Origin of the sequence: Enterobacter cloacae complex sp. IR5401, from assembly GCF_049238425.1 — a bacterium.
Lineage (GTDB): Bacteria > Pseudomonadota > Gammaproteobacteria > Enterobacterales > Enterobacteriaceae > Enterobacter > Enterobacter hormaechei_C.
Map to the genome: position 1 here is coordinate 242,227 of NZ_JBMKHN010000004.1, position 21,460 is coordinate 263,686.

The window sequence follows — 21,460 nt, forward strand, 5'->3', positions numbered from 1 at the left end:
TTCCTGCGCGCAAAAACTGGCTGGGGCGCGTGACGGAGCAGGTACACGCCCTCAACGGCATGGATCTCCGGATCCATCGCGGCGAAACGCTGGGCGTTGTGGGGGAATCCGGCTGTGGAAAGAGCACGCTGGCGCAACTGCTGATGGGCATGCTCAAACCGAGTACAGGTGCCTGTCAGCGCGCAAATGCGGCAGGCGGTATGCAGATGGTATTTCAGGACCCGCTCTCGTCCCTCGATCCGCGTTTACCCGTCTGGCGCATCATCACCGAGCCGGTGTGGATACAGCAACGCCGCAGCGAACGGGAGCGTCGTCAGCTGGCTGAGACGCTGGCGCAGCAGGTGGGCATTCGAGCAGAATATCTTGACCGCCTGCCGCATGCGTTTTCGGGCGGACAGCGCCAGCGCATCGCTATCGCCCGGGCGCTCTCTTCAGATCCTGACATCATCGTGCTGGATGAACCCACCAGCGCGCTGGATATTTCTGTCCAGGCGCAGATCCTCAATTTGCTGGTTGCCCTGCAACAGCAGCGAAATCTGACCTACGTACTGATCTCGCACAACGTCTCGGTGGTCCGGCACATGAGCGATCGTGTGGCAGTGATGTATCTGGGGCAGATCGTGGAGCTGGGTCCGGCGGACCAGGTGCTGAGTCAGCCGCGGCATCCGTATACGCAGCTGCTGCTTGACTCCGTTCCCCGTACCGGAGAACCGCTGGACGAAGATCTGGCATTACGCAAAACCGATCTTCCCGGTAATCGCCACCTGCCCGTTGACTGCTACTTCCGCGACCGCTGCCCGCTGGCGATGCAGGGATGTGAACGGCCGCAGCCGCTTCAGCCCGCAGCCGAAGGCCGAAGCGTACGCTGCTGGCGTAACCGCTAGATTTGCGCCATCCCGCCATCGACAAACAGCTCCGTGGCGTTAATAAAGCTGGCGGCATCGGACGCCAGAAACGCCACGGCTTTCCCGACTTCGCCCGGCGCGCCCAGGCGACCCAGCGGTACCTGGGCCGCCAGCGCATCGTATAATCCCTGACGCTGTTCTTCGGGAACCAGATCGCCAAGACCGGGCGTTTTCACGGGGCCAGGGCTGACGACGTTGACGCGTATCCCGCGGCCCTGTAAGTCCAGCGCCCAGGAGCGGGCAAAGTTACGCACGGCGGCTTTACTGGCGCTGTAGACGCTAAAATTCGCCGTCCCCTTAATCGAAACCGTCGATCCGGTGAGGATAATGGATGAACCAGATGAGAGCAGCGGCAGCGCTTTCTGGACGGTGAACAGCACGCCGCGCACGTTGGTGGCAAAAATCCGGTCAAACTGCTCTTCGGTGATAGCGCCCAGCGGCAGCATGTCGCCGCCCCCGGCGTTGGCGAACAGAATATCGAGTCGTCCTTCTTCTTTAGCAATCTGCGCGTAAACCGCATCCAGATCGGCCATTCTGGAGACGTCCGCGCGGATAGCTACCGCCGCGGCGCCAATGTCTGCCCGGGCAGCATCCAGTTCGGCCTGACGACGTCCGGTGATATAGACCTTCGCTCCCTGCGCCGCCAGCTCCTGTGCCGTTGCGAGACCAATACCGGTGCTGCCACCGGTCACCAGAGCGATTTTTCCTGCAAGCGTTGTATTCATACTCATAACCTTTGTTGTGATGTAAAAGAGGAGCGTTTGCCCGCGTCAGGCAGACTTTAGACCTTGCGGGATTAGCGATAAACGGGCAAAAATGAAAATGAATTTTCACAGCAGGAAATAATCAGAGGAGATCTATGTGGATCAGCTAATGGCAATGCGTGCCTTTACGCGGGTGGTTGAATCCGGAAGCTTTACCCGAGCGGCAGACTCCCTGAACATGCCGATAGCCACGCTGAGCAAGCTGGTAAAATCACTTGAAGCGCACCTGGAAACACGGCTGCTGCATCGCACGACGCGCCGGGTGGTCACGACGGCAGAAGGCATGGAATACTACGAGAAAGCGCTACGGGTATTAATTGATATAGAGGACATTGATACCGCCTTTCGCGCATCGTGCTGCACGCCCAAAGGCCATTTGCGTATTGACGTGGGGGGCTCAACCGCCCGGGACGTGCTGATCGCCCTGCTGCCGGATTTTTTTCAGCGCTACCCGGATCTGCGCATTAACCTGGGGGTAGCCGATCGTCCGGTAGATTTAATCAGCGGAAACGTGGACTGCGTGATCCGCGGCGGCCCGCTGGATGACTCTTCGCTTATCGCGCGGCATATCGGTGATGCCGGGATGATCGCCTGCGCGGCGCCGGGCTATCTTAAAGCTCACGGCATCCCTGCCTATCCGCAGGAGCTGCGCAACGGCCATAAGCTGATTAGCTACCTTTCCCCGGTTACCGGACGCGCATTTCCGTTCCGCTTCCTTGACCGGGGTGAGCCCCTGGAGATCAGCGTTCCGCACCACCTTGGGGTCAATGAAAGCAACGCACATCTGGCCGCGGCGCTGGCGGGTTTAGGGATTATTCAGACGTTTGGCTATGCTGCGAGAGCGCATCTGGAAACGGGCGCGCTGGTAGAGATCCTGAGCGACTGGCGTCCTAAGGCGTATCCTTTTCACGTGGTCTATCCCCAGAGTCGGCATTTAACGCATCGCCTGAGAGTGTTTATTGCGTGGCTTGCCGAGGTTTTCCCTGCGGCAGTGAAAGGTTAGCCGGGCATTTGCCCGGCCTGATATCAGTTCAGTTTGTAATCCAGCGTGATTTCGGCTTTCAGCAGCTGCGATACCGGACAACCCGCCTTCGCTTTCTGAATAATGCCGTCGAACTGCTGCGGATCGATACCCGGTACCGTCACCTTGCTTTGTAGCGCCACTTTGCTGATGGCAAAACCGCTGTCGGTTTTATCCAGCGAGACATCCGCCGTGGTATCGATGGAATCGGCGGTATAACCCGCTTCGCCCAGCATTAGCGACAGGGCCATAGAGAAACAGGCCGCGTGCGCTGCGCCAATCAGCTCTTCCGGGTTAGTCCCTTTTTCGCCCTCGAAGCGGGTGTTAAAGCCGTAAGGTTGCTGGTTAAGGACGCCACTCTCTGTGGAGACCGTCCCTTTGCCGCGTTTGATGTCGCCAGACCAGTGTGCTGAACCGTGCTTATGAATCGTCATTCTTGCTCTCCTTTTGGCTTACAAAGGGATAAGTATAGGACGCATAATCCATTTTGCAGGGAAGACAGACTAGTCCGAGCGCGTGGCAAGGTGGTTTGCAAGTGCATCCAGGAACACACGCTGCGCCGCAGACTGGTAGTCTCGCGACTGATAAATACCAAAAATACCGATCGGTTTTGGCGTAAAGGCGCCGAGCACCGGCACCAGGCTGCCCTGCCGTAGCGCCGCGTCGGCCTCGCGCTCGGGCAGCATGGCAATACCACAGTGGTTTATCGCCGCCTCCATCAGCAATGACGAGATACTGGCGCTGAGATTGCCGCTGACCGCCGTCGTGACCGACTCCCCTTCTGGCGTCAAAAAACGCCACGACTGACCGGCAAAAAAGCTGTAATGCAGGCAGTTGTGCCGGGATAAATCCTCCAGCTGCTCTGGAACGCCCCGACTGGCAAGGTAGTGCGGCGAGGCGCAAAGTACGGACCGACACTCTCCCAGTCGGCGGGCGATCATGCCCGGTTCAGGGTTATCGGTGATGCGGATCGCCACGTCAATTCGCTCGCCCACCAGACTTACCGGATGATTGTTAACATCCAGCTCAATGCGCAGCTGAGGGTAACGCTGCAACAGATCGGGCAGCACCGGAACGATAATATGCATCGCCGTAAAGTGCGCGCAGGCGACACGAAGCGTGCCTGAGGGTAAATCCTTCACTGACTGATCTTCAATTTCCTGAGAAATTTGCGAGAGCGTGCGGGTCTTTTGCAGGACCTTCTCCCCCGCCGCCGTCAGCGTCAGCTTGCGGGTGGAGCGGTTCACCAGCCGCGCCCCGGCCCACTTCTCCATCTGCTCCAGATAACGGCTCACCATCGGACGGGAGATCCCCAGCGCCCGCGCCGCCGCGCTTAAACTCCCCAGCTCACAGATGCGGTTGTACACCTGGGCGGCAATAACGCGATCCATTTTGACCTCCATTTGCTCGATTTATGAAACTAAGCATCTCCTGTTTCAGGAATTCTGGCAAATGAAGAGATCCGTACAATAGAGACTTTCCTGAAGAACAGAGACATGACCATGACTATCGCCCGCCTTGCTTTGCTGACAACCCTTTTCACTCCGGCCGTCTTTGCCGCGCCGTTGACCGTTGATACGTACAACCCGCAGGAAAAAGGCATTTTTGCCGTTTCTTCCACCCTGGTGTCTGGCCCGAAAGAGGCGGTACTGTTTGACGCCCAGTTCAGCGTGAAAGATGGCGAAGCGCTGGTAGAAAAAATTCGCCACAGCGGTAAAACGCTGAACAAAATCGTGATCACCTCCGGCGATCCGGATTTCTATTTCGGCCTGCAACCGCTGGTGAAAGCCTTCCCTAATGCCAAAGTTGTCGCCACGCAACAGGTGGTGGACCATATCAGGGCCACAAAAGACGCGAAGCTCGCCTTCTGGGGGCCACAGATGAAAGACGGCGCGCCGACGCAGCTCTACGTGCCGCAAGTGCTTGCCTCAACCACCTTTATGATTGATGGTGAAAGAGTGAATATTGAAGAGCCTGAGAGCTATGCGGCGTATGTCTGGATCCCATCCGCAAAAACCATCCTCGGCGGCACGGGCGTCTCGTGGGGTATTCACGTCTGGACGGCGGATACCCAAACGCCGGAAAGCCGCAAACAGTGGCAGCAGACGCTGGATAGCATGGCAGCCCTTAAGCCCGAACACGTTATTCCGGGCCACTACCTTGGGACACCGCCAGCGGGTACCGGCGCTATCGACTTTACCCATCGCTATCTACATCAGTTTGAACAGGCCCTCATGACACATAAAGCGTCAACCGGCGTCATTAGCACGATGAAAAAACAGTGGCCGAATCTGGCGGAAGCCAGTTCGCTGGAATTGAGTGCCAAAGTGAATACCGGCGAAATGAAGTGGTAATATCCTGATTATCTCCTGCTATATTTAAATTTTTTATAGCAGGAGTTTACTATGCCATCGTCAGTAAGGGGCATCGACCATATCGGTATTACGGTGCCCGACATTGAAAAAGCCACCCTATTTTTTAAACGCGCTTTCGGCGCACAGGTTTTATATCATTCTGTCGATGCGGAAACCGATAATATTGATCAGGCCGCCCAACAGCACACCTTAAAATTATTTCCCGGCACAAAAATTCACGCCATTCGCATGCTTGTTATGCGCCATGGACCCGGCATTGAACTTTTCGAAATGCATGGCCCTGAACAGGGAATGCCCGCCCGCGCCAGCGACTTTGGCCTCCAGCATTTTGCTGTTTATGTTGATGATTTTGATAAGGCGATAGCCGCTTTCACCGCTGCCGGCGGGGAGATGTTTACCGCGCCAAAGCCGCTCACGTTTCCGGATGAGCAAGGTGAAGGGAATGCTTTCTGCTATGGGCAGACCCCCTGGGGCAGCATTGTGGAATTGATCTCCTGGCCGACGCCCATGCCTTATGAAAAAACGACAAATTTACGCCGCTGGAAACCCTGAATTTTATTTGTGTGCCAGGAGAGATGATATTTTTATTTCCAGGACGAATCTGAACCACAACGACGAAAATATTTGCCAATCTGAATGTGAATTACGATTTTGCACGCCGTAACATTAAACAGACAACGACACGGAGGCAGCATGTTTACTTATTACCCGGCACATACCACAGCAGCACAACCCGAACTCGTTAACGCGATTGCGCAGGGTCTTCAGGCAGAGCACGGTGTTGTTACCGAAGATGACATTTTGATGGAACTGACCAAGTGGGTGGAAGCCACAGACAATGACATCCTCAGTGACATCTACCAGCAAACCATCAACTATGTGGTCAGCGGGCAAAATGCACCTTTGTAAAAACCTGCTAAGCTGGATCAGCAACCTAAGGGGTTACATTTCGTTTGCGTGAGCAAACTTGTCCTTAAAACTATCAACGGGATTGAGGAGTTAAAATGAAATCGAACCGTCAGGCACGCCACATTCTGGGACTGAACTACAAGCTCTCTAACAAGCGTAAAGTGGTTATTGAGGAGGGTAGCGAAACGCAGGTTACCCACGCTACCGGCAGAAAACGCCCTTCCGGCAAGTAAGTTCCGGCACGATATTCACAACACCATCGGTAATCCCGATGGTGTTTTTGTTTATGTGTTGCGGTAATTAATATTCAGCTCCTTTATAATACCAACCGACCGCACCCCGTAGCACAGGCCAGAAAGATGACAAACAGCAGTGTCAGGGACGGATCTTCTTAAAAAGAGTGAGTGACATGGACAACAAACTGAAAAAACATCGTTCCCTTTATATTCCTTACGCCGGTCCGGTTTTACTGGAGTTTCCCCTTCTGAACAAAGGCAGCGCCTTTAGCATGGAAGAGCGCAGCAGCTTTAACCTGCTGGGCCTGCTGCCTGAAGTGGTTGAAACCATTGAAGAACAGGCGGAACGCGCCTGGATCCAGTATCAGGGTTTTAAAACCGAAATCGATAAGCACATCTACCTGCGTAATATCCAGGACACCAACGAAACCCTCTTCTACCGCCTGGTGCAGAACCATCTCGAAGAGATGATGCCCGTCATTTACACCCCAACCGTCGGCGCGGCATGTGAACGCTTCTCGGAGATCTACCGTCGTTCCCGCGGCGTGTTCATCTCTTATCAGAACCGTCACAACATGGATGACATTCTGCAAAACGTGCCGAACCACAACATCAAGGTGATCGTGGTAACCGATGGCGAACGTATTCTGGGCCTTGGCGACCAGGGCATTGGCGGGATGGGTATTCCCATCGGTAAGCTCTCGCTGTACACCGCCTGCGGCGGGATCAGCCCGGCCTACACCCTGCCGGTGGTCCTGGACGTGGGGACCAACAACCAGCAACTGCTGAACGATCCGCTGTACATGGGGTGGCGTCACCCGCGCATTACCGACGACGAGTACTATCAGTTTGTGGATGATTTCATCCAGGCCGTGAAGCACCGCTGGCCGGACGTGCTGTTGCAGTTCGAAGACTTCGCACAGAAAAACGCCATGCCGCTGCTGAACCGCTACCGCGATGAGATCTGCTCGTTCAACGATGACATTCAGGGCACTGCGGCAGTGACCGTCGGTACGCTGATTGCTGCGAGCCGTGCGGCAGGCAGCCAGCTCAGCTATCAGAAAATTGTCTTCCTGGGTGCAGGCTCCGCGGGCTGCGGCATCGCCGAGCAAATTATTGCCCAGACCCAGCGCGAAGGCTTAAGCGAAGAGCTCGCCCGCTCCCGCGTCTTTATGGTGGACCGTTTTGGCCTGCTGACCGACGGTATGCCTAACCTGCTCCCGTTCCAGACCAAACTGGTGCAGAAGCGCGAGAACCTGAAAAACTGGGATACGGATAACGAGGTGCTCTCGCTTCTTGACGTGGTGCGCAACGTGAAACCGGATATTTTGATCGGCGTATCCGGGCAGACCGGCCTCTTCACGGAGGAGATCATTCGCGAGATGCATAAGCACTGCGAACGCCCTATCGTGATGCCGCTATCGAACCCGACCTCACGCGTGGAGGCGACGCCGCAGGATATCATCGCCTGGACCGAAGGCAATGCGCTGGTCGCGACCGGCAGTCCGTTCGATCCGGTGGTGTGGAAGGACAAGCTCTACCCCATTGCGCAGTGCAATAACTCCTATATCTTCCCGGGTATTGGTCTGGGAGTGATCGCTTCCGGCGCGTCCCGCATCACCGACGAAATGCTGATGTCCGCGAGCGAAACGCTGGCAGGTCACTCACCACTGGTGAATAACGGTGAAGGCCTGGTACTGCCGGAGCTGAAAGACATTCATAAAGTGTCCCGCGCAATTGCCTTCGCGGTAGGCAAAATGGCGCAGCAGCAAGGCGTCGCGGTGAAAACCTCTGCCGATGCGTTGCAGCAAGCGATTGATGATAATTTCTGGATGCCGGAATACCGTAGCTATCGTCGTACTTCGATTTAAGCATCGCCCCTCACCCAGCCCTCTCCCCAAAGGGGAGAGGGTAAAACCGCACCGGACAGTCCCCTCGCCCCTTTGGGGAGAGGGTTAGGGTGAGGGGAATATACGGCACTTCCCACTAGCCAAACCCATTTTCCCCCGCTACACTCCCTTCATCCATTAACCTACTGAATATATAAGGAGGCCAATTATGCTGTACTGTGAAATTTTCAATGTTTCACATACATTTGGTGATCGCACCAGCTCAAGCGTTATCGGTATCGTGCTGCGATAACTACCGCTTGAGCGAAGACACTAACCCCTGAAATCCCTTCTCTCGGGCTTACTGAGTTATCGTCAGCGATGTTTGACGAGGCATAAACATGCCTGTAACTCCTGGGTAAGCAACAATGAGCACTCTACTCACTGCACATTCTTTACGTGTTGATACCGCGTTTGGCACGCTCTTCGACTCTCTCTCCTTTACGTTGAAAAAAGGCGACCGCATTGGCCTGCTGGGTGATAACGGCTGCGGAAAAAGTACGCTGCTGAAAATCCTCGACGGGACGCAGTCCCCTGCTGCCGGAACCGTTTCACTGGCGGGACATTGCCTGCTGGCGCGCGTGGAACAACATCTGCCGGAGACCCTTTATCCCCTGACCATGCTGGATGCGGTGCTGGCGCAGCTGCCGACCGGTGAGCGCGACAGTCTTCGCTGGAAGGCCGAGACGCTGCTGGCCGGAATGGGCTTTACGACGCAGGAAACGGCGCTGCAATCCGCCACGCTGAGCGGCGGTCAGCATACGCGGTTGCTGCTGGCGCGGGCGTTGATAAGCGATCCGGATCTGCTGCTTCTGGACGAACCGAGCAACCACCTCGACCTGCCGACACTGCTGTGGCTGGAGCAGTTTTTAAAGAGCTGGTCCGGCAGCTTTGTGCTGGTTTCACACGACAGGCAACTGCTGGACGCGGTAACCAACGGCAGCTGGATCCTGCGCGATAAAACATTGCACTACTTCGCCCTTCCCTGCACTGCCGGCCGTCAGTCGCTGAAGGCGAAAGACGAAAGCGATGCGCTGCGGCATAAGGCAGAGCAAAAAGAGATCGACCGCGTCACGGCCAGCGCCAAACGCCTCGCGACCTGGGGCAAGGTCTACGACAACGAAGATCTCTCCCGCAAGGCTAAGCAGATGGAAAAACAGGTCGAACGGCTTAAAGAAAACCAGACGGAACTGACGGCGGGAAGCCCGTGGACCTTAACCCTGCGCGGGGACGCGCTTCGGGCCGACCGCCTGCTGGAAATAACCGACCTCGGCGTCCCCCCGGCGCCGGGTCTGCCAGACCTGTTTACCCTCGTCAGCGCGCGGCTGAAGAGCGGCGATCGCGTGGCAATTGTGGGTCGTAACGGCTGCGGAAAATCGTCGCTGCTGAAGCTTATCTGGCGACATTTTTGCGACGAGATCTCGGACGAGCGGCTTAAGCGTCATCCGCGCGTCTCACCCGGCTACTACGACCAGACGCTGCATCAGTTGCCAGACGATACGGCGCTGCTGGATGCGCTGGAACCTTTCGCGCCAGATCCGCAAACCCGTAAAATGGCGCTCATCAGTGCCGGCTTCTCGTGGGCGCGGCACGGGCAAAAAGTCAGTACGCTCAGCGGCGGGGAACGTTCGCGCCTGCTGTTCGTCGGCCTGACCCTTGCCCGTTATAGCCTGCTGATCCTGGATGAACCGACCAACCACCTGGATATGGAGGGCAAAGAGGCGCTGGCGGAAACGCTGCAACAGTTTGAAGGCGGAGTGCTGCTGGTCAGCCACGATCGTCAGTTAATTAGCCAGTGCTGTAACCGCTTCTGGCTGATTGAGGACGGCAGGCTGAGCGAATGGCACGATGCGGAGGCGGTCTTTGAGCGCCTGCGTGAGGACGCCGGTCCGGTTGTACCTGAGGCATCGAACGCCGCATTGAAGGCACCCTCTTCAGCGTCAGACGATCTGCTCGAACGCCTTGTCGCCCTGGAAACGTTGCTGGAAGAAGATTTGGCGCGTAAGCCCAAACATCAAAAACCGCAGTTGCAGGCGCAATGGCGAAAAGAGATTGAGGAGATAGAAGCCCAACTGTAAGTCTGTACCCGGCGGTCATTACGCCGGGTCTTTTTTACGTCAGTGTTTTTCCCTACTGATTATTAGAGGATCGCCGTATTCTTAATCTGAAACTGAGCTAAATGATGACATTATGTTGCGGTTGCCTTGCATTACAGCGTCAAAGTATTAATCCTTAATGGGTATTACACCTGCTATGCAGATACTCATCATGAAAGGAGAAACACATGAAGGCTGCTGTTGTCACTCAGGATCATCAGGTTAATGTTACAGAGAAAACCTTACGCGCGCTTAAACATGGTGAAGCGCTGCTGAAGATGGAGTGCTGTGGCGTGTGCCATACCGATCTCCATGTTAAGAATGGTGATTTTGGCGACAAAACCGGGGTGATCCTCGGCCACGAAGGGATTGGTATCGTCAAAGAGATTGGTCCTGGCGTCACGTCGCTAAAAGTAGGCGACCGTGCAAGCGTGGCGTGGTTCTTTGAAGGCTGTGGCCACTGTGAATATTGTAATACCGGCAACGAAACGCTGTGCCGTGACGTGAAAAACGCGGGTTACTCCGTTGACGGCGGCATGGCGGAAGAGTGCATCGTAACCGCGGATTACGCGGTTAAAGTCCCGGACGGGCTGGACTCCGCGGCGGCCAGCAGCATCACCTGCGCCGGGGTCACCACCTACAAAGCGGTAAAAGTCTCTGACATCAAACCCGGCCAGTGGATTGCGATCTATGGCCTGGGCGGTCTGGGCAACCTCGCGCTGCAATACGCCAAAAATGTCTTCAATGCGAAGGTTATCGCCATTGACGTGAATGACGAGCAGCTGAAGCTCGCTGCCAGCATGGGCGCAGACTTAACCGTGAACTCTCGCAGTGAAGATGCGGCAAAAGTGATTCAGGAGAAAACCGGCGGTGCGCATGCGGCGGTGGTGACGGCAGTAGCGAAAGCGGCCTTCAACTCTGCCGTTGACGCAGTTCGCGCCGGAGGCCGCGTGGTGGCTGTTGGCCTGCCGCCGGAAGCGATGAGCCTGGATATTCCACGTCTGGTCCTGGATGGGATTCAGGTGGTGGGCTCTCTGGTGGGTACCCGTCAGGATCTGCTCGAAGCCTTCCAGTTTGCGGCTGAAGGTAAGGTGGTTCCGAAAGTCACGATGCGCCCATTGGAAGATATCAACGCTATCTTTAAAGAGATGGAACAGGGCCAGATCCGTGGCCGTATGGTGATTGATTTACGTTCTTAACCGCGGCGGCCGGGTAGCGGCTTTGCCCTGCCCGGCTTTTCACGTGGACGAACGGCGATCGGAAATCCACTCCTGAACCTCGATCTGGAACGTGTCAGGCGCTTTTCGATACATCTTCCGCGCCAGATCCAGGATGGTATGGCGCCCTAACTCCTCTTCCATCCGCTGCTGCGCGCTGTCCATGACCGAGCGCACCCCACACGGGCCGTCACAGACCCAGGCAGGTGGCGTTTCATCAAACACCGCCAGGCGCTGACGCACTTCCCGACACTCAAACATATTCTTCTCGCCGTCGATGGCGTGCGCCACGTCCAGCACGCTGATCAGCTCTGCCGGACGCGCCAGCCGGAAGCCTCCCCCTTTACCCTCGGTGCTGATGACCAGCCCCGCGCGTGATAAACGGGTGAAGATTTTTCCAAGATAGTCGTACGGCACGCCCTGCAAGGCCGCCATCTCCCGGACGCTCATCTCACGTTCATTGCCTTTTGCATCCACCATACACATCAGGCTATGAATGCCATATTCCACACCAGAACTGTAAAACGCCATGGCTCACTCCGGGTCATTGTTCGCTGCATTATAACGATTTTTAACTCAGAAAGAAGTTGTCGCAGTTAACTCCGACAAGTATAGTGGCAGTTATGTCAGACATACAGCCTGACGCACTAAAGGATCGAGTATGAAAAAGCAGATTTTAATTGTGGGTAGTGGGTTTTCCGGTATGTGGGCTGCGGTCAGCGCCGCGCGCCTTTCTGCTCTGGAGGGTAACAATAGCCTCAGCATTGCCGTGCTGGCCCCTGTTGCGGAATTGCGCGTTCGCCCACGCTTTTATGAAGAGAACGTGTCGATGATGGTCGCGCCGCTGACCGAACTGTTTGCTGAGCTGGGTATCGCCTTTATTGCGGGCGAAGCACAACGTATTGATACCTCGTCTAAAACCGTTTTGTATCGCGATTCAAACGGCGCGATTGCTGACGTCGCCTGGGAACGTCTGATCCTCGCAACCGGTAGCCAGACTAAACGTCCTCCTGTTGCCGGTCTGGCTGAATACGCCTTTGATATCGACCAACTCGACTCCGCCAGGTTATTCGAGCAACATCTTGATTCGCTGGTTTCGCGCCCCTCCACCCCGGAGCGTAATACCGTGGTCGTGTGTGGCGGCGGCTTTACCGGCATCGAGCTGGCAACGGAACTCCCTGCCCGGCTCCGCACTCGCTTCGGCGCCAATACAAAGACTAAAATAATCGTAGTTGAAAGGGGTGCAACCATTGGCGGGCGTTACAGCGAGGCGCTGAGAAACACCATTGAAGAAGCAAGCAGCGCGCTGGGCGTTGAATGGCGTTTAAACAGTGAAGTTGAAGCCATCGATGCCAGCGGCGTAACGCTGAAAAACGGAGAACGCATTGCCAGCGCCACTGTAGTGTGGACGGCAGGGGTAGAAGCTAACCCCCTCAGCCTGCAAATTGACGGGGAACGCGACACTCAGGGACGCCTTATCGTCACCGACACATTGCAGGTTCCTGCGCATCCGGAGGTTTACGCGACGGGTGATATGGCGCATGCCAAAACGGACGATGTGGGCAACACGGCGCTGATGACCTGCCAGCACGCGATCCAGTTGGGGAAATTCGCCGGACACAACGCGGCGGCCAGCCTGTTAAATGTGGAGCCGTATCCTTACCGTCAGGTGAACTACGTTACCTGTCTGGATTTGGGTAGCTGGGGCGCGGTATACACCGAGGGCTGGGACCAGCGCATTAAATCTGTGCGCGAGGAAGGCAAAAAGATCAAAGTTGCCATCACCAACGAACTGATTTACCCGCCAGCAGCAGACAAAGCGGTTGCTTTTGCCGCCGCTGACCCGCTGGCGAAATTCGTGTAGTCCACTCCAGCACCCGCGACCAGCGGGCAACACGTGGAATCAGGCCAGCGCTCCTGCGTTGGCCTGACGCTTTTTGGCACATAAATAACCATACATCAACAGAGAGGTCATCGCCGAGAAGGATAAGATCGCTGCCGGCAGCGTGACATAACTCCAGCTAAAGCCGAGCGTAATCATCATTCCACCGAAATACGCGCCAATTGCGCTGCCGAGGTTAAACGCCATTTGTCCGCCTGCGGCCCCCAGCATCTCGCCGCCTTTCGCATTTTGCAGCAGCAGAATTTGCAGCGGCGCAGAGAGCGCAAACAGCCCGGCGCAGCACACGAATCCCATTACCAGTGAAGCTGTTTTAAGCTCGCCAAAGGCGAACAACGCCAGCAGCGAAGCCACAATCACCAGGTCGGTGGTGGCAGCAATGCGCAGCGGGCTAAAGCGCGACGACAGCTTGCCGCTGAAGACATTTCCCAGCACCATTCCCAGCCCCATCAGCATCATGATCGCGGTCATCACGCCCTCGGAAAAGCCTGACACGTTGACCATAAACGGCTTCACGAAGCTAAACCAGGCAAACACCCCGGCATTGCCAAACATCGTAGCGGCAAAAATCAACCACGGTTCCGGTTTCTTCAGGAAATGGAATTGTTCTGTCAGCCGGGTAGTTGTCGTGTCGTGAATGTCTGGCACCCACAGCAGAACAGACAGGATCACCAGCGCGTCAAAGACCGCAATCAAAAAGAAGGTGTAACGCCAGTTAAATTCATGTCCCAGCCACGTCCCGAGTGGTACGCCAAGCAGGTTGGCAACGGTCATCCCGGCAATCATCCCGGCCACAGCGACCGTCACTTTACCCGGCGGTGCGATTTTTGACAGGATTATCGCCCCCACGCCGAAAATCGCGCCATGCGGAAAACCAGAGATTAAGCGCCCCGCCGCCAGCCCCACGTAGGAGTCAGAGAAGGTAAAGAGTGTGTTACCAACGACGCACATCGCCACCAGAAACAGCAGCGTTGTTTTCAGCGAAAATTTGCTGGAGAACAGCGCCACAATCGGCGCGCCGATCACCACGCCAAAAGCGTAAAACGAAATCATATTTCCGGCAGAGGGAATCGAAATGCCCGTATCATGGGCCAGTTCTGTCAGCACGCCCATGATGCCAAATTCAGCCATCCCCAGACCAAAGGTAGCCAGTGCTAACGAAAAAATTGTCTTTTTCATACCGCGACCACTGTTAAAAAATACGCAGCGTGCATTATTGATTAAACTTGTATGGTGAACCAGTTCAAATCAGCTTTCTGACACATTAATCCATTCATTCAGGCCGATTACACGCTTAGTACGGCCTCGATCCCGCGACCGGACCCATAGGGAGACCCGCCATGGTCAGTAAGAAGAAAACCCGTGTTGTTGATGATGTCGTTAAAAACGCGCCGCTCAAAACCAAAACGTACGAGCAAGAGCTGCGCCGCCTCCATGTTGAACTGGTTAAGCTCCAGCAATGGGTGGTCGCCAAAGGGTTAAAAGTCTGTATTGTTTTTGAAGGGCGAGACGGCGCCGGTAAAGGCGGCGTCATCAAAGCCATCACCGAACGCGTCAGCCCCCGGGTGTTTCGCGTTGTTGCGTTACCGGCCCCCACCGATAAAGAGAAAAGTCAGCTCTATTTTCAGCGTTACGTTCCTCATCTGCCCTCTGCCGGGGAAATCGTTATTTTTGACCGCAGCTGGTACAACCGCGCGGGGGTGGAAAAAGTAATGGGTTTCTGTACTGAAGAGCAGACCGAAAAATTTCTTGATGGAACGCCGGTAATGGAAAAAGCGATGGTCGATGCCGGGATCATATTGTTGAAATACTGGCTTGAAGTAACGCCAAAAGAGCAGGAACGCCGCCTGCGCGATCGCATTAATGATGGTCGCAAGATCTGGAAGCTTTCTCCAATGGACATAAAATCTTTTAATCTGTGGGATGAATATACCCTCGCCCGTGACGCGATGTTTAAAGCGACCGACACCGCCTGGGCGCCGTGGTTTGTGGCGCGCTCAGAAGATAAAAAACGGGTGCGGCTGAATATTATTTCGCATCTGCTTTCACAGATCCCCTATAAAGAAATTCACGTAGACAAAGTGGATTTACCGAAACGCAAGATCGGCAAAGTGAAGCCTACAAAATATCCCTTCCGGTATATTGCAGAGCGATTTTGATACGGGGAAGCAGGCCAGCACAAGCGCAGCGCCGCCGGACAATGCCGACGGCGCAAGGTTTACTTCAACCCTTCCGAACTCTCTTTTTGCGCTTCAAGACGCTCAACGTCGCGGTACCAGCGCGGATGGTGCTTCTGCGCCCAGCGGCGGCTCACCTTCCCTTCAATCATGCCTTTAATCGATCCTTTCACCCAGAAGGCCATATACATATGGATCAGAATGGCGTGGATCAGAATAATGGCCGAGGTCGCGTGGATCAGCAGCGCATAACGCACCACCTGAATTGGGAAATAGTGCGCAAAATACGGACGCCAGATAATCACTCCGGTCACCAGCAGCACGAAAATCATGCTCATGATGGTCCAGAACATCATCTTCTGTCCGGCGTTGTATTTCCCCACCTTCGCGACTTTATGCTCGTTGCCTTTCAGAACCTCAACAATCCCTTTTAGCCACGGAATATCCTGCTTGTCAGGGATGTTGTGATGAACAAAACGTACAAACATAAACATCAGCACCACGAAAATCAGCACGCCGAAGAACGGATGTAGAATGCGCCCCATCTGCGGTGTCCCGAAGGTTTCCGTGAGCCACTGTAGCGTCGGGAAGAAGAACGATATGCCGGATACCGCCACCAGGAAGAAGCAGATGACTACCGTCCAGTGACAGGCGCGATCGACAAATTTTGTGCGCACTATCATTTTCGACTTACTCATGATGCTCCTCCTCGTCGTCATCCACCTCTTTATTCGGCCCGATACCGATGTAGTGATAAATCAGCCCGGCAAAGGTGGCGATAAAGCCCGCCGCTGAAAGCGGTTTAAGCGCCCCTTTCCACAGGTTGATTGATGTATCGATCGCCGGATCTTTCGGCAGATTATGATACAGCTCCGGCTGGTCATTGTGGTGCAGAACATACATGACGTGCGTGCCGCCCACGCCCTGCGGGTTATAAATCCCGGCCTTGTCATAGCCGCGCGCTTTGAGCTTATCCACCCGCTGCTGCGCCACTTCCAGCATCTCTTTTTTGGTGCCGAAGTGGATCGCCCCGGTAGGACAGGTCTTCACGCAGGCAGGCTCCTGGCCGACGCTGACGCGATCGACGCACAGGGTGCATTTATAGACCCGGTTATCCTCTTTATTGAGGCGCGGGATATTAAACGGACAGCCTGCGATGCAGTAGCCGCAGCCGATGCAGTTATCCTGCTGGAAGTCGACGATCCCGTTGGCGTACTGAATGATTGCCCCGGCAGACGGGCACGCCTTCAGGCAGCCCGGATCTTCACAGTGCATACAGCCGTCTTTACGGATCAGCCACTCCAGCTTGCCGTTCTGGTCGGTTTCGCTAAAGCGCATCACCGTCCAGGACTTGGCGCTCAGATCAGCAGGATTGTCATAGACCCCTACGCAGTGCCCCACCTCGTCGCGGATATCGTTCCACTCCGAGCAGGCCACCTGGCAGGCCTTACAGCCCACGCAGGAAGAGACATCGATCAGCTTGGCGACTTCTGCCTTGTAGTCCCGCGCACGAGGCGCGGGCGTTATCGGGTTGGTCGCGGAGCGTTTAATAATGTCTTGTGTTTCCATCGCCATTTAATCGCTCCTTACGCTTTCTCGATGTTGACCAGAAACGCTTTATACTCCGGCGTTTGCGAGTTGGAATCGCCGACGTTTGGCGTCAGGGTATTGGCGATGTAGCCTTTCTGCGCTACCCCTTCAAAGCCCCAGTGCAGTGGTATGCCCACCGTTTCCACCTGCTGGCCGTGCACGTTCAGCGTTTGCAGACGACGGGTGACCACCGCCACCGCGCGAATAAAGCCGCGCTTGCTGCTGACCTTCACGCGATCGCCATTGGCAATGCCTTTCGCCTTCGCCAGGGTTTCGCTTATCTCCACAAACTGTTCCGGCTGCGCGATGGCGTTAAGCCGCGCGTGCTTGGTCCAGGTATGGAAATGCTCGGTCAGGCGGTAAGTAGTGCCGACATACGGGAACTTGTCTTTTTTACCTAAACGCAGCACGTCGTCTTCGTAGATGCGTACCACCGGGCTTGACACCACGTTCGGGTGCAACGGGTTAGTGCCGAGCGGCGTTTCCATCGGCTCGTAGTGTTCAGGGAACGGCCCTTCCGCCAGTTTGTCGATAGCAAACAGACGTCCCAGCCCTTCCGGCTGCATGATAAACGGCCCGGTGTTGCTACCCGGCGCGGCGGTGTTGAAGTCCGGGATATCGTTCCCCGTCCACTTCGTGCCGTTCCACTCGATCAGCATGCGTTTCGGATCCCACGGCTTACCGTTCACGTCTGCGGAGGCACGGTTGTACAGTACGCGGCGGTTTAACGGCCACGCCCATGCCCAGCCCAGGGTGTTACCCAGGCCTGACGGATCGGCGTTATCGCGGTTGGCCATCTGGTTACCCTGCTCAGTCCAGCTGCCGGTGTAGATCCAGCAGGACGAGGCGGTGGTACCGTCGTCACGCAACAGCGCGAAGCTATTGAGCAACTGGCCTTTCTTCGCCACCAGATTGCCGTTGGCATCGTACAGGTCGGCCAGCGCCACACCGTTGTTCTCTTTTGCCACCTCTTCGGACTCAGGATGATCCGGCTGCTTGTAGTTCCAGCTCATCTTCAGCAGCGGCTCAGCGCCTTTGCCGCCTTCTGTGCGGTACATCTCGCGCAGACGATGGTAAATCCCGGCCAGAATTTCGCCGTCATTACGCGCTTCACCCGGCGCATCCTGACCTTTCCAGTGCCACTGTAGCCAGCGGCCAGAGTTGGCAATAGAACCGTCCTCTTCCGCAAAGCAGGTCGATGGCAGGCGGAACACCTCCGTCTGAATGGATGCCGGATCGACATCGTTTGATTCACCGTGGTTCTGCCAGAACGTAGACGTTTCGGTGACCAGCGGATCGATAACCACCATGTACTTCAGCTTGCTCAGGCTGCGAACGACTTTGTTTTTATCCGGGAATGACGCCACCGGGTTAAAGCCCTGGCAGATATACCCCGTGACGTCGCCCTTATCCATCATATTGAAATACTTGATGACATCGTAAGCCTGGTCCCATTTCGGCAACCACTCAAAGCCCCAGTCATTCTCTTTCTGCGCCGCGTCGCCGTAGAACGATTTCATCAGACTGACGGCAAACTTCGGATAGTTACTCCAGTAGTTCACCTGGTCCGGACGCGTCGCTTTTGGCGTGTTGGCGTCAAGCCAGCTTTGCCAGTCGGTCTGCTTCTCGGACGGCAGGGTCAGGTAACCCGGCAGGCTGGTTGACAGCAGGCCGAGGTCGGTTAAGCCCTGAATGTTAGAGTGCCCGCGCAGGGCGTTCACGCCGCCACCGGCCATCCCCATGTTGCCGAGCAGCAGCTGGATCATCGCCATGGTGCGAATGTTCTGCGCGCCCACGGTATGCTGCGTCCAGCCCAGCGCGTACAGGAAAGTAGTGGTTCTGTCGGCGGCACTGGTGGAGGCCAGCACTTCACACACTTTCAGGAAGTCCGCTTTCGGCGTACCGCAGATGTTTTCCACCACGTCCGGCGTATAGCGGGAAACGTGCTGTTTCAGCAAGTTCCACACGCAGCGCGGATCGCTCAGGGTCTCATCGCGTTTCGCGTAGCCGTTTTCGTCGAACTGATAGTTCCAGGATGATTTATCGTACTGACGTTTCTCGGCGTCATAGCCGCTGAACAGACCATCTTCGAAAGCGAAATCTTCCCGCACCAGCAGGCTGGCATTGGTGTAATGCTTAACGTATTCCGCGTTAATCTTATTGTTTTCGATCAGGTACAACAGTACGCCGGAAAGGAACGTAATATCCGTACCGGAGCGGATCGGCGCATAGATATCAGCCACCGATGCCGTACGCGTAAAGCGTGGATCGACGACAATCAGCGTCGCATCGTTGTTGTTTTTCGCTTCCATCGCCCAGCGGAACCCCACCGGATGGGCTTCAGCGGCGTTACCGCCCATAACCACCACGACGTTTGCGTTTTTGATATCAACCCAGTGGTTGGTCATCGCACCGCGACCAAATGTTGGAGCAAGACTTGCTACCGTTGGTCCGTGTCAGACGCGCGCCTGGTTATCAACCGCCAGCATGCCGAGGGAGCGCACAAATTTTTGCGTCAGCATGCCGGTCTCATTACTTGCCGCAGAGGCACACAGCATCCCGGTGGAGGTCCAGCGGTTTACCGTGATGCCCTGCTCGTTCTTCTCAATAAAATTGGCGTCGCGATCCGCTTTCATCAGTTTTGCAATTCGGGAGAAAGCGTCGTCCCAGGAAATACGCTGCCATTTGTCAGACCCCGGCGCACGATATTCCGGGTAGCGCAGACGGTTTTCACTGTGGACGTAGTCCAGCAGCCCCGCCCCTTTCGGGCAAAGCGCCCCGCGGCTCACCGGATGGTCCGGGTCCCCTTCAATATGATAAATCGCTTCTTTGGCGTTCTTCGCGCCATCACCCAGGCTATACATTAATAGCCCACAACCCACGGAGCAGTATGTGCAGGTGTTACGGATCTCTTTCGCGCGCAGCAGTTTATAGTTGCGTGCCTGAGCCAGCGCCATTTTGGGAGCGAATCCCAGCATCGCGGCTGTTGTTCCGGCCATACCGCCCGCGCAGATTTTAAAAAATTGTCTGCGGCTGACGTCCATTGTTGTCCTCGTTATCTGATAAGACTTCGCGCGGCAAACTAACAGCAAAGCCCCTTTTTTTATTGCGTCAAATCAAGGTCGCTATACTTAGCCCCCCAAATAGTCACCGCTGGTACGATTTGCTACTCTTTTCGGGGTATCTACCCCGTAGAAAATTCGCCAGGTGTAGCGGATAGATGCTATAAGTTTTCCCTTTGATTTTTTGAAGACTGGCAGGGTAATGGACAGAAAAAGATCAACGCTGACAGGCCTGGCGGCCATATTGCTGTGGAGCACCATGGTGGGTCTCATCCGCAGCGTCAGTGAAGGACTGGGCCCGGTGGGCGGCGCGGCGATGATTTACACCGTCAGCGGGCTGCTGTGTCTGGTAACGGTGGGTTTTCCCGATCTTCGGCGTTTTTCCAGGCGCTATCTTCTTGCGGGCAGCATCCTGTTTGTCAGCTATGAGATGTGCCTGGCCCTGTCGCTGGGATATGCCGCGACGCGCTCACAGGCGATTGAAGTCGGTATGGTCAATTATCTGTGGCCAAGCCTGACGATTGCCTTCGCGATTTTGTTCAACGGGCAAAAATCCACCCTGTGGGTCATCCCTGGGCTTCTCATCTCGCTGTTGGGGGTGTGCTGGGTTTTAGGTGGCGAAAACGGTCTGCAACTGAATGACATCATGCAGAACGTCGTTTCAAGTCCGCTGAGTTATGGGCTGGCGTTTGCTGGCGCTTTTATCTGGGCCGCCTACTGCACCGTCACCAGCAAGTATGCCAAAGGGCAAAATGGCATTACCCTTTTCGTCCTGCTGACCGCCCTGAGCCTGTGGGTCAAATATGCCGTCAGCGATCAGCCCGAAATGGTGTTCAGCGTCCCGGTTGTGGTGAAGCTATTGATGTGTGGGGTTGCGCTTGGCTTTGGCTACGCCGCCTGGAATATCGGTATTCTTCACGGTAACGTCACGGTGCTTGCGGCTGTCTCTTATTTCACGCCCGTTCTTTCCGCCGCGCTGGCGGCTATTGTGCTGAGCTCTCCGCTTTCATTCTCATTCTGGCAAGGGGCATTGATGGTGTGCGCCGGATCGTTACTGTGCTGGTATGCCACGCGCAAATAGTATTTTTATTTTTTGCCGGGTACCCAATATGCCCGGCACAAAATTAACAATTATTTAATGTGTGATCACACCCTCGAATATAATTGGTAACATTCGAGACAACTAAAATTTCTGTATAGAATGCCCACGGATAGCCAGAGCCGTTGTGGAAGTTGACATAAACTGACAACACAGGTAATTAGTTCAGCGCCAATATTACCGCGCTATATAGCACGAAGTGCAATAGTTTATTTCTGAA

The 21,460-nt window shown here is 55.5% G+C and carries 20 protein-coding genes and 1 pseudogene; 13 read left to right on the forward strand and 8 right to left on the reverse strand.

The annotated features are described in order from the left end of the window. Positions 1 to 59: 59 nt before the first annotated feature. A pseudogene (locus ACOTX1_RS08600) lies at positions 60 to 860 on the forward strand (ABC transporter ATP-binding protein); the annotation flags it as partial. After that, positions 817 to 927, forward strand: coding sequence for a hypothetical protein (locus tag ACOTX1_RS08605; RefSeq protein WP_349861263.1), 111 nt, complete (start codon positions 817 to 819; stop codon positions 925 to 927). The pseudogene ACOTX1_RS08600 and the gene ACOTX1_RS08605, both read left to right, overlap by 44 nt. On the opposite strand, the gene ACOTX1_RS08610 is transcribed toward ACOTX1_RS08605, so the two are convergent. After that, entirely contained in the window at positions 881 to 1,630 is a 750-nt protein-coding gene (locus ACOTX1_RS08610; RefSeq protein ID WP_003857073.1) for an SDR family oxidoreductase, read from the reverse strand. The genes ACOTX1_RS08605 and ACOTX1_RS08610 overlap by 47 nt on opposite strands. A gap of 136 nt (positions 1,631 to 1,766) precedes the next feature. Between ACOTX1_RS08610 and ACOTX1_RS08615 the strand changes: the two genes are divergently transcribed. Continuing rightward, on the forward strand, positions 1,767 to 2,672 hold the full coding sequence (locus ACOTX1_RS08615) for a LysR family transcriptional regulator (RefSeq protein ID WP_023314179.1): 906 nt from the start codon (positions 1,767 to 1,769) through the stop codon (positions 2,670 to 2,672). A gap of 23 nt (positions 2,673 to 2,695) precedes the next feature. Here the strand turns inward: ACOTX1_RS08615 and ACOTX1_RS08620 are convergent, their stop codons facing one another. Together ACOTX1_RS08620 and ACOTX1_RS08625 are read right to left on the reverse strand one after the other, a co-directional pair. Beyond that, positions 2,696 to 3,124: an OsmC family protein gene (locus tag ACOTX1_RS08620; protein ID WP_003857069.1), complete on the reverse strand. Its 429-nt coding sequence runs from the start codon at positions 3,122 to 3,124 to the stop codon at positions 2,696 to 2,698. A 69-nt stretch (positions 3,125 to 3,193) separates the two neighbouring features. Continuing rightward, complete coding sequence (locus ACOTX1_RS08625) at positions 3,194 to 4,081, reverse strand: LysR family transcriptional regulator (protein WP_263521955.1); 888 nt, start codon at positions 4,079 to 4,081, stop codon at positions 3,194 to 3,196. Between the two features lie 111 nt (positions 4,082 to 4,192). On the opposite strand from ACOTX1_RS08625, the gene ACOTX1_RS08630 reads away from it, so the two are divergent. The 7 genes from ACOTX1_RS08630 (at position 4,193) to adhP (ending at position 11,394) form a co-directional block, all read left to right on the forward strand. Next, entirely contained in the window at positions 4,193 to 5,044 is an 852-nt protein-coding gene (locus ACOTX1_RS08630) for a Vmh family MBL fold metallo-hydrolase (protein ID WP_032672313.1), read from the forward strand. Between the two features lie 51 nt (positions 5,045 to 5,095). Then, positions 5,096 to 5,617 (forward strand): VOC family protein, encoded by a 522-nt coding sequence (locus ACOTX1_RS08635; protein ID WP_023314182.1) that lies wholly within the window; start codon positions 5,096 to 5,098, stop codon positions 5,615 to 5,617. 141 nt (positions 5,618 to 5,758) lie between these two features. Next, the gene (bdm, locus tag ACOTX1_RS08640; RefSeq protein ID WP_003857061.1) at positions 5,759 to 5,974 is read left to right on the forward strand and encodes a biofilm-dependent modulation protein; all 216 of its coding nucleotides are present in this window, start codon (positions 5,759 to 5,761) and stop codon (positions 5,972 to 5,974) included. Positions 5,975 to 6,069: 95 nt separating this feature from the next. Beyond that, positions 6,070 to 6,207: a stationary-phase-induced ribosome-associated protein gene (gene sra, locus ACOTX1_RS08645; protein WP_003857059.1), complete on the forward strand. Its 138-nt coding sequence runs from the start codon at positions 6,070 to 6,072 to the stop codon at positions 6,205 to 6,207. Positions 6,208 to 6,383: 176 nt separating this feature from the next. Further along, complete coding sequence (locus ACOTX1_RS08650; RefSeq protein WP_003857058.1) at positions 6,384 to 8,081, forward strand: NAD-dependent malic enzyme; 1,698 nt, start codon at positions 6,384 to 6,386, stop codon at positions 8,079 to 8,081. 386 nt (positions 8,082 to 8,467) lie between these two features. Then, the gene (locus ACOTX1_RS08655; protein ID WP_023314183.1) at positions 8,468 to 10,177 is read left to right on the forward strand and encodes an ABC-F family ATP-binding cassette domain-containing protein; all 1,710 of its coding nucleotides are present in this window, start codon (positions 8,468 to 8,470) and stop codon (positions 10,175 to 10,177) included. 206 nt (positions 10,178 to 10,383) lie between these two features. After that, positions 10,384 to 11,394 (forward strand): alcohol dehydrogenase AdhP, encoded by a 1,011-nt coding sequence (gene adhP / locus ACOTX1_RS08660; RefSeq protein WP_023314184.1) that lies wholly within the window; start codon positions 10,384 to 10,386, stop codon positions 11,392 to 11,394. A gap of 39 nt (positions 11,395 to 11,433) precedes the next feature. On the opposite strand, the gene ACOTX1_RS08665 is transcribed toward adhP, so the two are convergent. After that, positions 11,434 to 11,943, reverse strand: a complete 510-nt coding sequence (locus tag ACOTX1_RS08665; protein WP_015570482.1) for an RrF2 family transcriptional regulator — start codon at positions 11,941 to 11,943, stop codon at positions 11,434 to 11,436. Positions 11,944 to 12,073: 130 nt separating this feature from the next. On the opposite strand from ACOTX1_RS08665, the gene ACOTX1_RS08670 reads away from it, so the two are divergent. Further along, on the forward strand, positions 12,074 to 13,276 hold the full coding sequence (locus ACOTX1_RS08670; RefSeq protein ID WP_023314185.1) for an NAD(P)/FAD-dependent oxidoreductase: 1,203 nt from the start codon (positions 12,074 to 12,076) through the stop codon (positions 13,274 to 13,276). Positions 13,277 to 13,315: 39 nt separating this feature from the next. On the opposite strand, the gene araJ is transcribed toward ACOTX1_RS08670, so the two are convergent. After that, complete coding sequence (gene araJ / locus ACOTX1_RS08675; RefSeq protein ID WP_003857053.1) at positions 13,316 to 14,491, reverse strand: MFS transporter AraJ; 1,176 nt, start codon at positions 14,489 to 14,491, stop codon at positions 13,316 to 13,318. Between the two features lie 161 nt (positions 14,492 to 14,652). Between araJ and ppk2 the strand changes: the two genes are divergently transcribed. Continuing rightward, positions 14,653 to 15,471 (forward strand): polyphosphate kinase 2, encoded by an 819-nt coding sequence (ppk2, locus tag ACOTX1_RS08680; protein WP_023314186.1) that lies wholly within the window; start codon positions 14,653 to 14,655, stop codon positions 15,469 to 15,471. Positions 15,472 to 15,530: 59 nt separating this feature from the next. Here ppk2 and fdnI read toward each other — a convergent pair whose 3' ends face one another. From fdnI to fdnG, 3 genes are read right to left on the reverse strand one after another with little or no spacing between them, the layout of a single operon-like run. Beyond that, positions 15,531 to 16,187, reverse strand: a complete 657-nt coding sequence (gene fdnI, locus ACOTX1_RS08685) for a formate dehydrogenase-N subunit gamma (RefSeq protein WP_003857050.1) — start codon at positions 16,185 to 16,187, stop codon at positions 15,531 to 15,533. Then, positions 16,180 to 17,064 (reverse strand): formate dehydrogenase subunit beta, encoded by an 885-nt coding sequence (fdxH, locus tag ACOTX1_RS08690; protein WP_003857048.1) that lies wholly within the window; start codon positions 17,062 to 17,064, stop codon positions 16,180 to 16,182. Before fdxH ends, fdnI begins: the two co-directional genes overlap by 8 nt. Positions 17,065 to 17,075: 11 nt before the next feature. Beyond that, on the reverse strand, positions 17,076 to 20,123 hold the full coding sequence (gene fdnG, locus ACOTX1_RS08695) for a formate dehydrogenase-N subunit alpha (RefSeq protein ID WP_086528405.1): 3,048 nt from the start codon (positions 20,121 to 20,123) through the stop codon (positions 17,076 to 17,078). A 220-nt stretch (positions 20,124 to 20,343) separates the two neighbouring features. Here fdnG and yddG point away from each other — a divergent pair, with 220 nt between their 5' ends. Further along, the gene (gene yddG / locus ACOTX1_RS08700) at positions 20,344 to 21,222 is read left to right on the forward strand and encodes an aromatic amino acid DMT transporter YddG (protein ID WP_126497811.1); all 879 of its coding nucleotides are present in this window, start codon (positions 20,344 to 20,346) and stop codon (positions 21,220 to 21,222) included. Positions 21,223 to 21,460 lie beyond the last annotated feature (238 nt).

Bases quoted from the DNA above. Each gene is read 5' to 3' on its own strand.
- ACOTX1_RS08610 (WP_003857073.1), bottom strand. From the start codon at position 1,630: ATGAATACAACGCTTGCAGGAAAAATCGCTCTGGTGACCGGTGGCAGC.
- ACOTX1_RS08620 (WP_003857069.1), bottom strand. From the start codon at position 3,124: ATGACGATTCATAAGCACGGTTCAGCACACTGGTCTGGCGACATCAAA.
- ACOTX1_RS08625 (WP_263521955.1), bottom strand. From the start codon at position 4,081: ATGGATCGCGTTATTGCCGCCCAGGTGTACAACCGCATCTGTGAGCTG.
- ACOTX1_RS08630 (WP_032672313.1), top strand. From the start codon at position 4,193: ATGACTATCGCCCGCCTTGCTTTGCTGACAACCCTTTTCACTCCGGCC.
- ACOTX1_RS08635 (WP_023314182.1), top strand. From the start codon at position 5,096: ATGCCATCGTCAGTAAGGGGCATCGACCATATCGGTATTACGGTGCCC.
- bdm (WP_003857061.1), top strand. From the start codon at position 5,759: ATGTTTACTTATTACCCGGCACATACCACAGCAGCACAACCCGAACTC.
- sra (WP_003857059.1), top strand. From the start codon at position 6,070: ATGAAATCGAACCGTCAGGCACGCCACATTCTGGGACTGAACTACAAG.
- ACOTX1_RS08650 (WP_003857058.1), top strand. From the start codon at position 6,384: ATGGACAACAAACTGAAAAAACATCGTTCCCTTTATATTCCTTACGCC.
- ACOTX1_RS08655 (WP_023314183.1), top strand. From the start codon at position 8,468: ATGAGCACTCTACTCACTGCACATTCTTTACGTGTTGATACCGCGTTT.
- adhP (WP_023314184.1), top strand. From the start codon at position 10,384: ATGAAGGCTGCTGTTGTCACTCAGGATCATCAGGTTAATGTTACAGAG.
- ACOTX1_RS08665 (WP_015570482.1), bottom strand. From the start codon at position 11,943: ATGGCGTTTTACAGTTCTGGTGTGGAATATGGCATTCATAGCCTGATG.
- ACOTX1_RS08670 (WP_023314185.1), top strand. From the start codon at position 12,074: ATGAAAAAGCAGATTTTAATTGTGGGTAGTGGGTTTTCCGGTATGTGG.
- araJ (WP_003857053.1), bottom strand. From the start codon at position 14,491: ATGAAAAAGACAATTTTTTCGTTAGCACTGGCTACCTTTGGTCTGGGG.
- ppk2 (WP_023314186.1), top strand. From the start codon at position 14,653: ATGGTCAGTAAGAAGAAAACCCGTGTTGTTGATGATGTCGTTAAAAAC.
- fdnI (WP_003857050.1), bottom strand. From the start codon at position 16,187: ATGAGTAAGTCGAAAATGATAGTGCGCACAAAATTTGTCGATCGCGCC.
- fdxH (WP_003857048.1), bottom strand. From the start codon at position 17,064: ATGGCGATGGAAACACAAGACATTATTAAACGCTCCGCGACCAACCCG.
- yddG (WP_126497811.1), top strand. From the start codon at position 20,344: ATGGACAGAAAAAGATCAACGCTGACAGGCCTGGCGGCCATATTGCTG.